11 protein-coding genes and 1 tRNA gene are annotated in these 16,877 nt (G+C 71.5%); 7 read left to right on the top strand and 5 right to left on the bottom strand.

Annotated elements, in window-relative coordinates; all coding sequences use genetic code 11:
• The 3 genes from eboE to IG94_RS0118050 all read left to right on the top strand — a co-directional run bounded on the left by eboE (position 1) and on the right by IG94_RS0118050 (position 3,944).
• Positions 1–1,176, top strand: coding sequence for a metabolite traffic protein EboE (gene eboE / locus IG94_RS0118060; RefSeq protein ID WP_031037393.1), 1,176 nt, complete (start codon positions 1–3; stop codon positions 1,174–1,176).
• Positions 1,173–2,594, top strand: a complete 1,422-nt coding sequence (locus IG94_RS0118055) for an alkaline phosphatase family protein (RefSeq protein WP_031037391.1) — start codon at positions 1,173–1,175, stop codon at positions 2,592–2,594. Before eboE ends, IG94_RS0118055 begins: the two co-directional genes overlap by 4 nt.
• Positions 2,595–2,717: 123 nt before the next feature.
• Positions 2,718–3,944, top strand: coding sequence for a sugar phosphate isomerase/epimerase family protein (locus tag IG94_RS0118050; RefSeq protein WP_031037388.1), 1,227 nt, complete (start codon positions 2,718–2,720; stop codon positions 3,942–3,944).
• 102 nt (positions 3,945–4,046) lie between these two features.
• Here IG94_RS0118050 and IG94_RS0118045 read toward each other — a convergent pair whose 3' ends face one another.
• From IG94_RS0118045 to IG94_RS0118030, 4 genes are all read right to left on the bottom strand, one after another.
• Positions 4,047–5,426, bottom strand: coding sequence for an OFA family MFS transporter (locus IG94_RS0118045; RefSeq protein WP_031037385.1), 1,380 nt, complete (start codon positions 5,424–5,426; stop codon positions 4,047–4,049).
• A 122-nt stretch (positions 5,427–5,548) separates the two neighbouring features.
• Positions 5,549–7,696: an acetate--CoA ligase family protein gene (locus IG94_RS0118040; protein WP_031037383.1), complete on the bottom strand. Its 2,148-nt coding sequence runs from the start codon at positions 7,694–7,696 to the stop codon at positions 5,549–5,551.
• A 1-nt stretch (position 7,697) separates the two neighbouring features.
• A complete protein-coding gene (gene frc, locus IG94_RS0118035) occupies positions 7,698–8,930 on the bottom strand; it encodes a formyl-CoA transferase (RefSeq protein ID WP_031037380.1) in 1,233 nt (410 codons plus the stop codon).
• An 11-nt stretch (positions 8,931–8,941) separates the two neighbouring features.
• Complete coding sequence (locus IG94_RS0118030) at positions 8,942–10,624, bottom strand: thiamine pyrophosphate-binding protein (RefSeq protein WP_031037378.1); 1,683 nt, start codon at positions 10,622–10,624, stop codon at positions 8,942–8,944.
• Between the two features lie 143 nt (positions 10,625–10,767).
• Here IG94_RS0118030 and sucC point away from each other — a divergent pair, with 143 nt between their 5' ends.
• The 4 genes from sucC (at position 10,768) to IG94_RS0118010 (ending at position 14,714) form a co-directional block, all read left to right on the top strand.
• Complete coding sequence (gene sucC / locus IG94_RS0118025) at positions 10,768–11,910, top strand: ADP-forming succinate--CoA ligase subunit beta (protein WP_031037374.1); 1,143 nt, start codon at positions 10,768–10,770, stop codon at positions 11,908–11,910.
• Positions 11,911–11,988: 78 nt separating this feature from the next.
• The gene (gene sucD, locus IG94_RS0118020) at positions 11,989–12,891 is read left to right on the top strand and encodes a succinate--CoA ligase subunit alpha (RefSeq protein WP_031037372.1); all 903 of its coding nucleotides are present in this window, start codon (positions 11,989–11,991) and stop codon (positions 12,889–12,891) included.
• A complete protein-coding gene (locus IG94_RS0118015; RefSeq protein WP_031037369.1) occupies positions 12,888–14,438 on the top strand; it encodes an aldehyde dehydrogenase family protein in 1,551 nt (516 codons plus the stop codon). The genes sucD and IG94_RS0118015 overlap by 4 nt, the downstream gene beginning before the upstream one ends.
• Before the next feature lie 191 nt (positions 14,439–14,629).
• Positions 14,630–14,714, top strand: a tRNA-Leu gene (locus tag IG94_RS0118010).
• A gap of 140 nt (positions 14,715–14,854) precedes the next feature.
• Here the strand turns inward: IG94_RS0118010 and IG94_RS0118005 are convergent.
• Positions 14,855–16,675 (bottom strand): hypothetical protein, encoded by a 1,821-nt coding sequence (locus IG94_RS0118005; RefSeq protein WP_031037364.1) that lies wholly within the window; start codon positions 16,673–16,675, stop codon positions 14,855–14,857.
• Between the last annotated feature and the right edge of the window lie 202 nt (positions 16,676–16,877).

Below are 16,877 nucleotides of genomic sequence, written 5' to 3'. Positions count from 1 at the left end.
ATGCGCTTCCGGCACCCCGACGGCTCCACCGTCCACCTCGCCTACTGCACCAACGTCCACCCCGCCGAAACCCTCGACGGCGTCCTCGCCCAGCTCCGCGACCACTGCGAGCCGGTGCGCAGGCGCCTGGGCCGCGACCGGCTCGGCATCGGGCTGTGGCTGGCCCGCGACGCCGCCCACGCCCTGGTCACCGACCCCGCGGCCCTGCGCGGCCTGCGCACCGAACTCGACCGGCGCGGCCTGGAGGTCGTCACCCTCAACGGCTTCCCCTACGAGGGGTTCGGCGCCGAAGAGGTCAAGTACCGCGTCTACAAGCCGGACTGGTCCGACCCCGAGCGCCTCGAACACACCACCGCCCTGGCCCGGCTGCTGGCCGGCCTGCTGCCCGACGACGTCACGGACGGCACCATCTCCACCCTGCCGCTCGCCTGGCGCACCGCCTACGACGAGACCCGCGCCGACAAGGCCCGCGCCGCGCTGGTCACCCTCGCCGAACGCCTCGACGCCCTGCACGAGCTGACCGGCCGCTCCATCCGCATCGGCCTGGAACCCGAACCCGGCTGCGTTGTCGAGACCACCCACGACGCCATCGCCCCGCTGACCGCGATCGGCCACGACCGCGTCGGCATCTGCGTCGACACCTGCCACCTCGCCACCTCCTTCGAAGACCCGCACACCGCTCTGGACGCCCTCACGGCCGCCCGCGTACCCGTCGTCAAGTCCCAGCTATCCGCCGCCCTGCACGCCGAGCAGCCCGCCGACCCGGCGGTCCGCGAGGCACTCGGCGCCTTCGCCGAACCGCGCTTCCTGCACCAGACCCGCACCACCACCCCGTCCGGCGGCCGGCAGGGCACCGACGACCTCGACGAGGCCCTCGCGGACGGCGGCCCGCTGCCGGACACCGCGCCCTGGCGCTCGCACTTCCACGTCCCGCTGCACGCGGCCCCCGCCGCGCCCCTCACCTCCACCCTCCCCGTGCTCAAGACCGTGCTGACCCGGCTGGTCGGTGGCCCGCACCCCCTCACCCGCCATCTCGAGGTCGAGACCTACACCTGGCAGGCCCTCCCGCCCGAGCTGCGGCCCCGCGCCCGCGGCCAGCTCACCGACGGCATCGCCGCCGAGCTCACCCTCGCCCGCGACCTGTTGACGGACCTCGGACTGAAGGAACTGCCATGACCCACCCCGTCCCCTCCGACGGACCCGCCCCTTCCGACGGACCGGCCCCCACCCCCCTCCTCGTCCTCGACGTCGTCGGCCTCACCCCCCGTCTCCTCGACCACATGCCGAGCCTCAAGCAGCTAGGCCAGTCCGGCTCCCGCGCGCCGCTCGGCACCGTGCTGCCCGCCGTCACCTGCGCCGCCCAGTCCACGTTCCTGACCGGCACCATGCCCGCCGAACACGGCATCGTCGGCAACGGCTGGTACTTCCGCGAACTCGGCGACGTCCTGCTGTGGCGCCAGCACAACGGACTCGTCGCCGGCGACAAGCTCTGGGACGCCGCCCGCCGCGCCCACCCCGGCTACACCGTCGCCAACATCTGCTGGTGGTACGCCATGGGCGCCGACACCGACATCACCGTCACCCCCCGTCCCGTCTACTACGCCGACGGCCGCAAGGAACCCGACTGCTACACCAGGCCCCCGGCCCTGCACGACGAACTCACCGACAGACTCGGCACCTTCCCCCTCTTCCACTTCTGGGGACCCGGCGCCGACCTGGTCTCCAGCCAGTGGATCATCGACGCCACCCGGCACATCATGGCCACCCGCCACCCCGACCTGACCCTGTGCTACCTCCCTCACCTCGACTACGACCTGCAGCGCTTCGGCCCCGACGACCCGCGCTCCCTCAAGGCCGCCGCCGACCTGGACGCCGCCCTCGCCCCGCTGCTCGACGACGCCCGCGCCGAGGGCCGCACCGTCGTCGCGCTCTCCGAGTACGGCATCACGCCCGTCAGCAGGCCCGTGGACATCAACCGCGCCCTGCGCCGCGCCGGACTGCTCGAGGTGCACACCCAGGACGGCATGGAGTACCTGGACCCGATGGCCTCCCGCGCCTTCGCGGTCGCCGATCACCAGATCGCCCACGTGTACGTCCGCCGCCCCGAGGACCTCGACGCGACCCGAGCCGCCCTGGAGGGGCTGCCCGGCATCGCCGAACTCCTCGACGACGAGGGCAAGAAGGCCCAGCACCTCGACCACCCGCGGGCCGGCGAACTCGTCGCCGTGGCCGAGCCGGACGCCTGGTTCACGTACTACTACTGGCTCGACGACGACCGCGCGCCCGACTTCGCGCAGCTCGTCGAGATCCACCGCAAACCCGGCTACGACCCGGTCGAGCTGTTCATGGATCCGCTCGACCCCTACGTCAAGGTCAAGGCGGCCACCGCCCTGGCCCGCAAGAAGCTCGGCATGCGCTACCGCATGGCGGTCGTGCCCCTCGACGCCTCACCTATTCGGGGCAGCCACGGCCGCCTCCCCGCGAGTGACGACGACGGTCCGCTCCTCATCTGCTCCACCCCCCGCGCTGTCGGCGACCGCGTCGCGGCCACCGATGTGAAACAACTCCTGCTCCGGCTCGCCGGACTCGGCTGACGCACCCGGTGCGACCCATCGGGGCGATTGCCGAATCCGACTACCGAGAGTGAAACACACGGCACTGACAACGGCCGGCCCGAGCCGCATCGGGGCAGGCCACGACCCAGAAGGCAGGCACCCGTGACCCCGTTCACCGACCCCTCGCGCACCGACACCACCCCGGCCGCGTCCGCCGACGGCCCGGGCGAGGGCCTGCGCCGCGCCCTCGGCGTCGGCCGCCGCCGCTTCCTGAGCACCTGCACCGCCGTGGCGGCCGGCGCCGTGGCGGCCCCCGTCTTCGGCGCCTCCCCGGCCCTCGCGCACGACCGGGACAGAGACCACGACCACGGACACGACCACGACCACGGACACGGTCACGGGCGCGGTCAGGTCCTCGTCCCCGCGGACAAGCGCGGCATCATCCTCTACACCGTCCGTGACGCCACCGCCCGCGACCCCCTCGCCTCCGACCTGCCCTCCGGCTTCCGCGAGGTGTTCAAGCAGCTGTCCCGCCACGGCTACCGCCAGGTGGAGTTCGCCGGGTACAACCAGCACGCGAACGCCCCGGGCGGCGCGAGCCTGGAGTCGGTCAAGGGTGCCAGGCTGCTGCGCTCCTGGCTCGACGACTACGGCCTGCGCGCCCAGGGCAACCACGGCTTCATCCCGTCCTCCTGGCCGCTGACGAAGGAGGACGAGGAGACCTTCAAGAAGCACCTGGAGATCGCCAACATCCTCGGCATGGACCACATGGGCACCGGCGGCGACCCCACCAACAGTTCCTACCGCGCCGACTGGGACGTGGCCGCCGACAAGTGGAACGCCCTCGGCGCCATCGCCCACCGCGAGGGCGTCAAGCTCTACACCCACAACCACGACGGCGCCTACGGGTTCCTGCTCGACGGCGGCCCGCTGGACGACCAGGGCCGGCCGACCGCCAGCTCGGGCATCCGGAAGCTGGAGTACTTCCTCAAGGTCACCGACCCGCGCGTCGTCTGGCTGGAGATGGACATCTTCTGGGCGCACGTGGCCCAGTACAAGTTCCACGAGTACACCGCCCACGACGGCTCCACCAGGAAGAACGTCTTCGACCCGGCCGGGCTGGTGGTCCGTCACAACCGCCGCTACCCGCTGTTCCACGCCAAGGACGGCGTCGTCGACACCACCAACGGCCAGGGCTACGACATGGTGCCCTTCGGCACGGGCGTCATCGACTACACGACCTTCTTCTCCAGGGTCGGGCAGCGCAACTACCACAACCCGATGGTCGAGGACGACAACTCCCCGAGCGACACCGACCCCGCGCAGTCGCTGCGCGAGGCCAAGATCAGCTACGACGGCCTGGCGGCCCTGCGCAAGCGCTGCCGCTGACCCCGGACACGGACCGGGCGGCCCGCCCCGCGTACCGCGGGAGGGCCGCCCGGTCCGTGCGAAGGAAGCCGTGCCGGAGGGTCACCCCTCACCCCTCACCATTCACCCCTCGCCCAGCGGCCGGGGGTTGGGGGTGATGCGCTTGTCCTTCGAGCGCCCCGGCGGGTGCAGGAACAGCGCCACGAACCCGGCGAAGATGGAGATGCTGCCGGCCAGGCTGAAGGCGCCGTTGTATCCCCAGACGCCGACGACCACGGACCCCATGCCCGCGCCCAGACCGGAGACGAGCTTGGAGCTGTAGACCATCCCGTAGTTGGTGGCGTTGTTGTTCTCCCCGAAGTAGTCCGCCGTCAGCGCCGCGAACATCGGGAAGATGGCGCCGCCGCCGAACCCGGAGACGGCGGAGAAGAACAGGAACAGCGGCAGATTCCCGATCTCGGCCGACCAGATGATGCCGAACTGGGCGAGGCCCAGGATCGCGCACACGTAGAGCAGGCACTGCTTGCGGCCGTAGAGGTCGGAGAGCCAGCCGATGACGCCGCGCCCGGTGCCGTTGACGATCGCCTTCAACGACATCGCGGCGGCCACGATTCCGGCCGCGAAACCCGCCTCCTCGCCGATGTCGACCTGGAAGGCGATGCCGAAGATGTTCACGCCGGAGGTGCAGGCGAGACAGAACCACATCAGCGCCACCCGGCCGGTCCGCCAGGCCTCCATGGGGGAGTACTGCTTGACCGCCGGCGGGTTCTTCGCCAGCGAACGGCGGGCCCGCGGGTCGTCCGGCGGGTTCAGCGGGTCGACGGAGGCCGGCCACCAGTTCTTCGGCGGGTCCCGGAAGTAGAAGCCGGCGACCGCCACCATCGCGGCGAGGAGGACACCCGCCGAGACCAGCACCCAGCGGAAGTTGGAACCGTCCATGTAGCCGTGGAAGATGAACACGAACGGCACCGAGCCGTAGGCGAAGCCCCCGTTGACGAAGCCGGTCTTCCCGCCCCTGCGCTCCGGGTACCACTTGCCGACCATGTTGACGCAGGTCGCGTACACCATGCCCGCGCCCATGCCGCTGAACACGCCGAAGCCGATGAAGGCGAACACGACGTGCGGCGCGAACGCCAGCGACAGATAGCCCAGCAGCGTGCCGGCCGATCCCAGCATCATCGCCCAGCGCGCCGGCAGTTTGCCCCGTTCCCGCAGCCGACCCGCCGGGAACGCCACCGCGGCCTGGCAGAACACCCACGCGGTCATCATCCAGTAGATGCTGCCGCTCGACCACTGATGGGCCTCGTGGAGCGTGTCCTCGGCGGACGCGAACGCGTACTCGGCGGAGGAGATGCCCATCATGCCGACCCACGGCAGGATCACCATCCACTTGCGCTTGCGCCCCATGATGTCGATGTCGGACTCGCCCACGCGGTAGACGCGTCCGTTCCTGTCGGTCACCTCCCGGAGGCCGGCGACCCGTGTGACATCGGTTGTTGTCATGTCGATTGCACCCCTAGCGTTCGAAAGTTCTGGCCAGCGCCCCCTGTCCAATGCCTTTCGTGCGCGCGCGGGTCCCGGGGCCGGCCGACGCGCACCCGTCCGCCGGCCCCCGCTCCCTCAGCTCATGAACCGCCCCCCAGCAACCCCGCGGCCCGCGCCCACCGGTACTTGGCGCCCAGCACGGCCACCGGCTTCTCGGTCGTGTACGGGTACGCCGCGACCCCGCGCTCGAAGAGGTACTGGCACGCCTCCTCCACCTCCACGTCGCCCGCGAGGGAGGCCACCACGGGCTTCTCGACGCCGCGCGCACGGAACTCGGCCACCACGCGCGCGGTGAGTTCGGCGAACACCATGGGAGGCGTGACGATCGTGTGCCAGTAGCCGAGGACGAGCGCGTGGACGCCCGGGTCCTCCAGGCCGAGCCGGATCGTCGCCTCGTACGTCGACGGCGGCTCGCCCCCGGTGATGTCCACCGGGTTGCCCGCCGCCCCGAACGGCGGGATGAAGGCGCGGAACGCCCTGTCCAGGTCGGGCGGTATCTCCATCAGCGACAGCCCGTTGTCCGTCACCGCGTCGGACAGCAGCACCCCGCTGCCGCCGGCGCCGGTGATGACGACCACGTTGTCGCCCCGGGGAGCCGGCAGCACCGGCAACGCGCGCGCGTACTCCAGCATCTCGTTCAGCCCCGGCGCCCGGATGACACCGGCCTGCCGCAGGACGTCGTCGTACACGGCGTCGTCCCCGGCCAGCGCCCCGGTGTGCGATCCGGCGGCCCTCGCACCCGCCGCCGTACGCCCCGCCTTGAGCACCACGACGGGCTTCCTCGGCACCGTCGCCCGCGCGGCCTCGACGAAGGCGCGGCCGTCCTTGAGGTCCTCCAGGTGCATCGCGACGCACTCGGTGTGCGGGTCCTCGCCGAACCAGGTGAGCAGGTCGTCCTCGTCCAGGTCGGACTTGTTGCCGAGGCCGACGATCGCCGACACGCCGGTCCTCGTCGTCCGCGCGAAGCCCAGCACGGCCATGCCGATGCCGCCCGACTGCGAGGTCAGCGCGACGCCCCCCTTGACGTCGTAGGGCGTGCAGAACGTCGCGCACAGGTCCTGCCAGGTCGAGTAGTAGCCGTAGATGTTGGGGCCGAGCAGCCGGACGCCGTACCGCTCGGCGACCGCCACGACCTCGTCCTGGAGCGCCTGTTCCCCCGTCTCGGCGAAACCGGAGGGGATGAGGACGGCGTTGGGGATCCGTTTGCGCCCCACCTCCTCCAGGGCCGCCGCGACGAACCGCGCGGGGATCGCGAAGACCGCCACGTCCACCTCGCCGGGAACGTCGGTGACGCTCTTGTACGCCTTGCGGCCCAGGATGTCGTCGGCCCTGGGGTTGACCGGGTGTATCTCGCCCGCGAAGCCGCCGTCGACGAGGTTGCGCATCACCGAGTTGCCGATCTTGCCCGGCTCGCCCGACGCGCCGATCACCGCGACCGACGAGGGCTGCATCAGCCGGCGCATGGAGGTGAGGATCTCCGCGCGCGTGTACCGGCGCCGCTCCTTGGGCGTGCCGGTCGCCAGGATCACCCTGATGTCGGCCGCTACCGCGCCCTCGGGCGTGGCGATCACCGGGTTCAGGTCCACCTCGGCGATCTCCGGGAAGTCGGCGACCAGTTCGGACACCCGGCGGATCTGCTCGGCCACCGCCCCCCGGTCCACCCCGGGGCGCCCGCGCACCCCGCGCAGCACCTCGGCCGCCCGGATCGAGTCCAGCATCGACAGTGCCTCGCCGGCGTCCACGGGCGCGAGCCGGAAGGTGACGTCCTTCAGCACCTCGACCAGCACCCCGCCGAGCCCGAACGCCACCACCTTCCCGAACGTCGGATCGGTCACCGCGCCGACGATGACCTCCTGCCCCTCGGGCAGCAGCTCCTGGACCTGTACGCCCTCGATCCGCGCGGCGGCGTCGTACGCGCGCGCGTTGTCGACGATCCGGCGGAACGCCGCCCGCACGTCCGCGGCGCCCGCCACCCCGACGACCACACCGCCGGCGTCGGTCTTGTGCAGGATGTCCGGAGACACGATCTTCATCACCACGGGCCCGCCGAACCGCGCCGCACACGCCACCGCCGCCTCGACGTCCCGCGCCAGTTCCTCGCCCGGTACGGCGATCCCGTAGGCGTCGGCGAGCACCTTGCCCTCCGGCGCGGTCAGCGCGGTGCGCCCCGCGGCCCGTACGGCGTCCAGCAGCCCGCGCACCCGCGCCCGGCGGTCCTCGGCCGTCACGTCAGATCACCCCGTTCGACTTGAGCAGCCGCAGTTCCCCGTCGCCGAGGCCCAGCTCACCGACGTACACCTCTTCGTTGTGCTCACCCAGCAGCGGCGAACTGGTCACCTCGACGGGGGAGTCGGAGAGTTTCAGCGGGCTGCCGACGGTCACGAACTCGCCCCGCTCGGGATGGGGGACGGTGACCACCATCTCGTTGGCGACCAGCGAGTCGTCCTCGATGATCTCCTTCGTGGACAGGATCGGCCCGCACGGCACGTTGTGCGCGTTCAGCCGCTCCAGCACCTCCCACTTGGGCAGCGTCGACGACCACTCCTCGATCAGCTGGAACATCTTGTTCAGCTTCGGCAGCCGTGCCCGCGGTGTCGCCCACTCCGGGTCGTCGGCCAGCTCGGGCCGGCCGATCAGCTCGGTCAGCGGCCGCCAGCCGACCGGCTGGACGATGACGTACACGTAGTCGTTGGGGCCGCCCGGCGCGCACTTGACCGCCCAGCCGGGCTGCCCGCCGCCGGACGCGTTGCCCGACCGGGGGACCTCGTCGCCGAAGTCCTCGTTGGGGTATTCGGCGAGGGGGCCGCGGGCCAGGCGCTGCTGGTCGCGCAGCTTCACCCGGCAGAGGTTGAGCACCGCGTGCTGCATGGCCACGTTCACCCGCTGGCCGCGTCCGGTGTGCTCCCGCTGGTACAGGGCGGCGAGGATCGCCGCCACGACGTGGACGCCCGTGCCCGAGTCCCCGATCTGGGCCCCCGTGGCCAGCGGCGGCCCGTCCTCGAAACCGGTGGTGGACATCGATCCGCCCATGGCCTGCGCGACGACCTCGTACGCCTTGAAGGCGGTGTACGGGCCCTCGCCGAACCCCTTGACGGAGGCGTAGACGATCCGTGGATTGATCTCCTTGACGCGGTCCCAGGTGAAGCCCATCCGGTCCACCGCGCCAGGACCGAAGTTCTCCACCATGACGTCCGAGCGCCGGATCAGCTCGGTGAGGATCTCCTTGCCGCGCTCGGTCTTGGTGTTGAGGGTGATGCTCCGCTTGTTGCAGTTGAGCATCGTGAAGTAGAGGGAGTCGACGTCCGGCAGGTCGCGCAGCTGCCCCCGCGTGATGTCGCCGCTCGGCGCCTCCAGTTTCACGACGTCCGCGCCGAGCCAGGCGAGCAGCTGGGTCGCCGAGGGCCCGGACTGCACGTGCGTCATGTCCAGGACGCGGACGCCCTCAAGAGCCTTCGCTGTCATGGGCCTTCACCTCACTTGTACATCGTCTGGTTCATCGTTCCGGGGGCGTACGCGTCCGGGTCCACCCAGACGTTGATCAGGGAGGGCTTGCCGGACTCGCGGGCCCGGCGCAGCGCGGGGCCGATCTCGGCGGGGTCGCGGACCTCCTCGCCGTGTCCGCCCAGCATCCGGGCGAACCGGTCGTAGGGGACGTCGCCGAGCGTGTTGCCGACCCGCTCGCGCTCCTTGCCGTACTTGGCGGCCTGGCCGTAGCGGATCTGGTTCATCGAGGAGTTGTTGCCGACGACGCCGACGAAGGGGAGGCCGTAGCGGACCAGGGTCTCGAAGTCCCAGCCGGTGAGCGAGAAGGCGCCGTCGCCGAAGAGGGCGACGACCTCCTTGTCGGGCCGCGCCTGCTTGGCGGCCAGCACGAAGGGGACACCGACGCCGAGCGTGCCCAGCGGTCCCGGGTCCATCCAGTGGCCCGGTGACTTGGGCTGCACCACCTGCCCGGAGAAGGTGACGATGTCGCCCCCGTCGCCGATGTAGATCGAGTCCTCGGTGAGGAAGTCGTTGATCTCGCTGACCAGGCGGTACGGGTGGATGGGGGAGGCGTCCGACCTCAGCTGGGGCAGCCGCTTGTCCAGCGCGGTCCGCTCGGCCGCGCGCAGCTCCTCCAGCCACTCCTTGCGTTTCGCCGCGCCCGCGTCGACCCGCCCGGACGCCGCCTCGGTCACCGACTTCAGCACCAGCCCCGCGTCACCGACGATCCCGAGGTCGACGTCGCGGTTCTTGCCGACGGTGCGGTAGTCGAGGTCGATCTGGACGACGGTCGCGTCGGGGGAGAGCCGCTTGCCGTAGCCCATGCGGAAGTCGAAGGGCGTGCCGACGATCACGATCACATCGGCGTTCGAGAACGCGTACCGGCGGGAGAGCTGGAAGTGGTGCGGGTCGCCCGGCGGCAGGGTGCCGCGGCCGGCCCCGTTCATGTACGCCGGGACGTTGAGCGTGCGGACCAGCTCGACGGCCGCCCCGGTCGCGCGGGTCGTCCACACCTGGCTGCCGAGCAGGATCGCCGGCTTCTCGGCGTGCACCAGCAGGTCGGCGAGTTCCTCGACGGCCTCCGGGTCCCCGGCCGACCGGGTGGAGGCGCGGTAGGCCCCGGCTTTCGGCACCCGTGCCCTGTCCACCGGCACCTTGGCGTCCAGCACGTCGCGCGGGATCTCCAGGAAGGACGGCCCCGGCGCGCCGTGGTAGCACTCGCGGTACGCCATCGACACCATGTCGGCGGCGCGGGCCGTGTCCGGCACGGTCGCCGCGAACTTGGTGATCGGCGTCATCATGTCGACGTGCGGCAGGTCCTGCAGGGACCCCATCTTGTGCTGCGTGTGCGCGCCCTGGCCGCCGATCAGCAGCATGGGCGACTCGGCGCGGAAGGCGTTGGCGACCCCGGTGACGGCGTCGGTGGTGCCCGGCCCCGCGGTGACCACCGCGCAGCCGGGCTTGCCGGTGATACGGGCGTAGCCGTCGGCGGCGTGTGCGGCGACCTGCTCGTGGCGTACGTCGACGACCTCGATGCCCTCGTCGACGCAGCCGTCGTAGATGTCGATGATGTGGCCGCCGCACAGGGTGTAGATGCGGTCCACGCCCTCGGCCCTGAGAGCCTTGGCAACGAGATGACCGCCGGAGATGACGTCCTGGGTGTCGTCGGGCATGGCGAAGTCCTGTCCCTTCACGAGGGGTTGGGGCACTCACGCGGTACATTGCATACAGTCGACGAATACTGTATGAAGCTTGTTATCCCGCATCCGGTGGGTGGTGTCCAGGGGGCGTGCGGCACTTTCAGTCAGGAGCCGGAATGGACCTGTACGAACACCAGGCAAGGGAACTCTTCGAGGCACACGGCATCGTGGTGCCGAGGGCCGGGATCACCGACTCGCCCGAACGGGCCCGCGAGATCGCCCGCGCACTCGGCGGACGCGCCGTCGTCAAGGCGCAGGTGAGGACCGGAGGGCGTGGCAGGGCGGGCGGCGTGCGCGTCGCCGCCGACCCGCCCGCGGCCGAGGAGGCCGCCCGGCACATCCTCGGCATGGACATCAAGGGCCACACCGTCGGCACGGTCATGCTCGCCGAACCGTGCGACGTCGAGCGGGAGTTCTACGTCTCCTACGTCCTGGACCGCGCGGCCGGCCGCTTCGTCGCGGTCGCCTCCGCGGAGGGCGGCACGGAGATCGAACAGGTCGCCGCCGAGCGGCCCGAGGCCGTGGCCCGCATCCCCGTCGACCCCGCCGCGGGCGTGAACACCGCCACGGCCGTACGCATCGCCGACGCCGCGGGACTGCCCCCGCAGACCGTCGACACGCTGGTACGGCTGTGGCAGGTGCTCGTGCGCGAGGACGCCCTGCTCGTCGAGGTCAACCCGCTGGCCAGGACGGCCGACGGCAGGATCGTGGCGCTCGACGGCAAGGTCACCCTCGACGGCAACGCCCGCTTCCGCCACCCCGGTCGGGGCGACGCGCACGCCACCGGGTCCGACCCGCTGGAGGTGCGGGCCGCGGCCAAGGGTCTCAACTACGTCCGGCTCGACGGCGAGGTCGGCGTCGTCGGCAACGGCGCCGGACTCGTCATGTCGACCCTCGACGCCGTCGCCGGCCGCGGCGCCCGGCCCGCGAACTTCCTGGACATCGGCGGCGGCGCCTCGGCCCGGGTCATGGCCGACGGACTCGCCGTCGTCCTCTCCGACCCCGGCGTGAAGTCCGTCCTCGTCAACATCTTCGGCGGCATCACCGCCTGCGACGCGGTCGCCGACGGCATCGTCAGGGCCCTGGACGAGGTCCGGCTCACCAAGCCGCTCGTCGTCCGCCTCGACGGCAACAACGCCGCCCGCGGCCGGGCCCTGCTCGACGCCCGCGCACATCCACTGGTCGAACAGGCCACCACCATGGACGGCGCCGCCCACCGTGCCGCCCGACTCGCCACCGCGGCGTCCACCGCCGCCTAGGAAGACAGGAACACAGGCACACAGGCACACAGAAAGACAGGACGGCGGAAAGACAGGACGACAAGGAGACAGGACGACATGGCGATCTACCTCACCAAGGAGAGCAAGATCCTCGTCCAGGGCATGACCGGAGCCGAGGGCATGAAGCACACCCGGCGCATGCTGGCCGCCGGCACCCGCGTGGTCGGCGGCGTCAACCCGCGCAAGGCCGGCCGCACCGTCGACTTCGACGAGCGCGCCGTCCCGGTCTTCGGCTCGGTCCGCGAGGGCGTCGAGCACACCGGCGCCGACACGACCGTCGTCTTCGTGCCGCCCGCCCACGCCAAGGACGCGGTGGTCGAGGCCGTCGACGCCGGAACCGCCCTCGCCGTCGTCATCACCGAGGGCATCCCCGTCCACGACTCCGTCGCCCTCACCGCGTACGCCGCGGCCCGGGGCACCCGCGTCGTCGGTCCCAACTGTCCTGGTCTCATCAGCCCCGGCCGGAGCAACGCCGGCATCATCCCGCCCGACATCACCCGACCCGGCCGCATCGGCCTGGTCTCCAAGTCGGGCACGCTCACCTACCAACTCATGCACGAACTCCGCGACATCGGCTTCTCGACCTGCGTGGGCATCGGCGGCGACCCCGTCGTCGGCACCAGTCACATCGACTGCCTCGCCGCCTTCCAGGACGACCCCGACACCGAACTGATCGTCCTCATCGGCGAGATCGGCGGCGACGCGGAGGAACGCGCGGCGGCGTACATCCGCGACCACGTCACCAAGCCGGTCGTCGGCTACGTCGCCGGCTTCACGGCACCCGAGGGCCGCACCATGGGCCACGCGGGCGCGATCGTGTCCGGCTCCTCCGGCACCGCACGGGCGAAGAAGGAAGCCCTCCAGGCCGCCGGAGTACGGGTCGGGGACACGCCGACCGAGACCGCGCGGCACGTCGTCGCCGTACTGGGCGGCACCGCACCGGACGGGGCCGCGCGATGACGCCCGCCGGCCCGGCCCTCGCCCTCAAGCCCGGCAGCTCCTGGGCCGACGCCTGGCAGCGCTGCCGCACCGTCGCGCCCGAAGCCTTCCGCGACGACCGCGTCCTCAACCTCTGGGACGCGGCCTGGCGGGCGGACGGCCGGGTCCTGCCCGCCACCAGCCCGGTCGACGGCACCCCGGTCACCGGCCCGCCCCGCCTGGACGGAACCACCGCCCACCGTGCCGTACGCGCCTCGCTCGACCAGCACCGTGCCTGGCGCCACGTCCCCCTGCCCGAACGCCGCGCCCGCGTCGCGGCCACCCTCGACGCCCTCGCCCGGCACCGGGAACTGCTCGCGCTGCTCCTGGTCTGGGAGATCGGCAAACCCTGGCGCCTCGCCCAGGCCGACGTCGACCGGGCCGTGGACGGCGTGCGCTGGTACCTCGACGGCATCGACGGCATGCTCGAAGAGCGCGCTCCGCTGGACGGGCCCGTCTCCAACATCGCCAGCTGGAACTACCCGATGAGCGTGCTCGTGCACGCGATGCTGGTCCAGGCCCTGGCGGGCAACGCGGTCGTCGCCAAGACCCCCACCGACGGCGGCGTCGCCTGCCTCACCCTGGCCTGCGCGCTCGCCGCCCGCGAAGGGCTTCCCCTCACCCTCGTCAGCGGCACCGGCGGCGAACTGTCCCCGGCCCTGGTCCGGGCGCCGGAAATCGGCTGCGTGTCCTTCGTCGGCGGCCGCGACACCGGCGCCGCCGTCGCCACCGCCGTCACCGACCTCGGCAAACGGCACATCCTCGAACAGGAGGGACTGAACACCTGGGGCATCTGGGACTTCAGCGACTGGGACGCCCTCACCGCGGTGATCCCGCGCCTCTTCGACTACGGCAAGCAGCGCTGCACCGCCTACCCGCGCTTCGTCGTCCAGCGGCGGCTGTTCGACGCGTTCCTCACGGCGTACCTCCCGGCGGTCCGCACCCTGCGCGTGGGCCATCCGCTCGCCGTCGACGCGCCGGACGCCCCGTACCCGGCGCTGGACTTCGGGCCCGTGATCAACGCGGCCAAGGCCAAGGAGCTGCACGACCAGGTCGCCGAGGCCGTCGACCGCGGCGCCGTCCCCCTGCACCGCGGCAGCGCGGCCGGCGCACGGTTCCTGCCGGGCCAGGACACCTCGGCCTACGTCCAGCCCGTCACCCTCCTGAACCCGCCCCGCTCCTCGCCGCTGCACCACGCCGAGCCGTTCGGCCCGGTCGACACCGTCGTCCTGGTCGACACCGAGGCGGAGCTGCTCGCCGCCATGAACGCCTCCAACGGCGCCCTGGTCGCCACGGTCTCCACGGACGACCCGGCGACGTTCGGGCGGCTCGCGCCGCACATCCGGGCCTTCAAGGTGGGCCACGGCGTACCGCGCTCGCGCGGCGACCGGGACGAGCTGTTCGGCGGACACGGCGCCTCCTGGCGCGGTGCCTTCGTGGGCGGCGAACTGCTGGTGCGCGCCGTCACGCGCGGCCCGGCGGGGGAGCGGCTGCCGGGGAACTTCCCGGACCACCACCTGATGCCGTGACGGCGGCCGGCACCGCCGAAGCGGACTACAGGTGATCGTACGATCACTCACGGTGCGAGACCGGCCCCCTCGGGCCGCCCGTCCCGGACCGTCGCCCAGGGGAAGGAAACGCAGGTGAAAGGTGCTGCGAAACCTTGGTATGGTTGTCCATGTCGCCGCGGGGCACACCCCCGCACCGCGACAGGCACCTGGTCCGGGTGGCGGAATGGCAGACGCGCTAGCTTGAGGTGCTAGTGCCCTTTAACGGGCGTGGGGGTTCAAGTCCCCCCTCGGACACAAGAGCAGTCACGGAACGCCGGTCGGGAGAGATCCCGACCGGCGTTCCGCGTTGCGCGCACCCGCAGGAAGACGCGGTGCGGCCGCCCACGGGGGCGCCCCGTCCATGCGGGGCAGCCCCTACGGCGTCTCCCCGGGTCTCAGGGGTACTCCACGACCTTCGACGGCACGGTGTCCGTTCCCGACGTGGGCGAGCCGATGTCGTTGATGACACACTCGTACTGCCCCTCGCCGCCCAGCGACACCACGAGCAGCCCGTGGAAGCGCACCCCGGACGTGTTCGGCGCGGCGAAGCCGTGGTGCTGCACGATGGACGGGTTCACGTTGTAGTAGCAGTAGCTGCCCATGCCCCAGCCCTCGTGCTCGGTGACGTCGTCCCCGACCTTGTAGGCGGCGTACCCCTTCATCGAGCCGTTCTGGATGGCGGCCTGGTCGGGAGCGTCGTACGCCTTCTCGTTCTGGAAGAAGATCGTGCGGCCGCGCTCGCCGTTCCACTGCACGTCGTACTTGTTGAAGTGCTCGACGAACAGGCCGGTCATCAGTACGTCGTCGCCGTTCACGACCACGCCGTAGTCGGCGCGGTTGGTCTCCCAGCCGACACCGTCACCGTGGTCCGCGCGCCAGATCCAGGTGTGGTCGACGATGGTGTGCCGGCTGTTGACGACCAGGCTGGTGGTCGCCTTGCCCGGACCCGCACCGCCGATCCGGATGAACACGTCCTGCACGGTGGTCGGGTTGGCCGAGTGGTCCGCGGACGCGCCCTCGGGCCCGACCTCCAGCAGCGTCTCCGAGTTGACCGGCCCGGCGTCGATGAGGAACCCCGCCAGCCGTACGCCGTCCACGTCGGCGACCCGCAGAGCGGTGACACCGTTGTCGGGGATCAGCGTGGCGTAGCCGAGGCCCAGCACGACCGCGCCCTCGCGCTGTACGTCGACGGTCTGGTCGACGTGGTAGACACCCGGCGTCAGCAGCAGGTGCAGCCCCTCCTCCAGCGCCTGGTTGAGGGTGGCCGCGGAGTCCTCCGGCTTCGCCACGTAGAACTGGGACAGCGGGAGCGAGGTGCCGCGCGGCGTGCCGTTGCCCCAGGAGACGCCGCTCGCGTCGGTGCGCTTCTCCGGCAGGAAGACGCGGTACTCGTCGCCGTCGAGGTACAGGAACGGCTTCTCCCGCGACACCGGTGTGGTCTGCAGGGTGGTGTACGGCGGCTCGGGGAAGCTCTGCGCGGGAGCACCCTCCACGCCGGAGAACACCATGTTCCAGACGGCGTTCTCCCAGCCGCCCACCGAACTGTCCCGCGTGTACCACTGCTGCTGCGAGTACGGGGCGACGTTGCCGTCGATCCGGCTGTCGGCGATGTAGCCGCCGCTGGCCCAACCGTAGCCGTCCGGGGCCAGGTTGAGGCCGCCGCGCACATGCATGCGCCGGAAGGGCGCCGCCTGCGAGACCGCCCAGCGGTTGGTGCCGCTGACCGGGACGAGGGCCAGGTTCTCCGCCGAACGCCAGAAGTTCTGCGTGGCGTTGCCGTCGAACCAGCCCGCGTCGACGGTGACGTCGCCGTTGATGGTGGTGTCGTCGGGGGACAGGCCCAGGCCCGCGATCGAGGTGTAGAAGCCGAGTTGGGCGTTGAGGCCGCTGTAGCTGCCCGGCTTGAACAGCAAGGCGTAGCGGCCGGTGCCGAACTGGGCCGACTCCTGCTGCTTGAAGATCTCGTCCAGTTTGCCCTGGATGTCGGCGGTCGACGGGTCGAAGACGATGACGTTCGGCCCGAGGTCGCCACCGCCGGGCAGCGCGCGGGGGCTGTCGCCCGCGCTGCGGCCGGCGCTGTCGCCGGAGTCCGCGGCGGCGGCCCCGGCACCGGCCAGTCCGGCCAGTACGGGAACCGCGGCGGCCACGCCGAGGACGGCGCGCCGCCGCACACCGGAGGGTTCGGGCGTGGGGGAGTGTGTGGGGGAAGAGGGCATGGGGGGCGACTCTCCTTGTTCGGAAAGTGAACGATGTGGGGGTGGGGGAGCGCTCTCTGGATGTGCATGTTTCATCCGCCCGCCGCGAGACGTCAAGAGTTACGACCGTTTCTCATGAACCGTGTTCAACAAGTGGGGACATAACGCGCGTTGGCTCGCCCGCCTGCCCTTCTGCGGGCCGTGCCGTCCAACCCCTTGACAC

Origin of the sequence: Streptomyces olivaceus (genome assembly GCF_000721235.1) — a bacterium.
GTDB classification, from domain to species: Bacteria; Actinomycetota; Actinomycetes; order Streptomycetales; family Streptomycetaceae; genus Streptomyces; species Streptomyces olivaceus.
The sequence above is the reverse complement of the archived record's forward strand: the minus strand, read 5'-3'. Positions and strand labels throughout refer to the sequence as shown.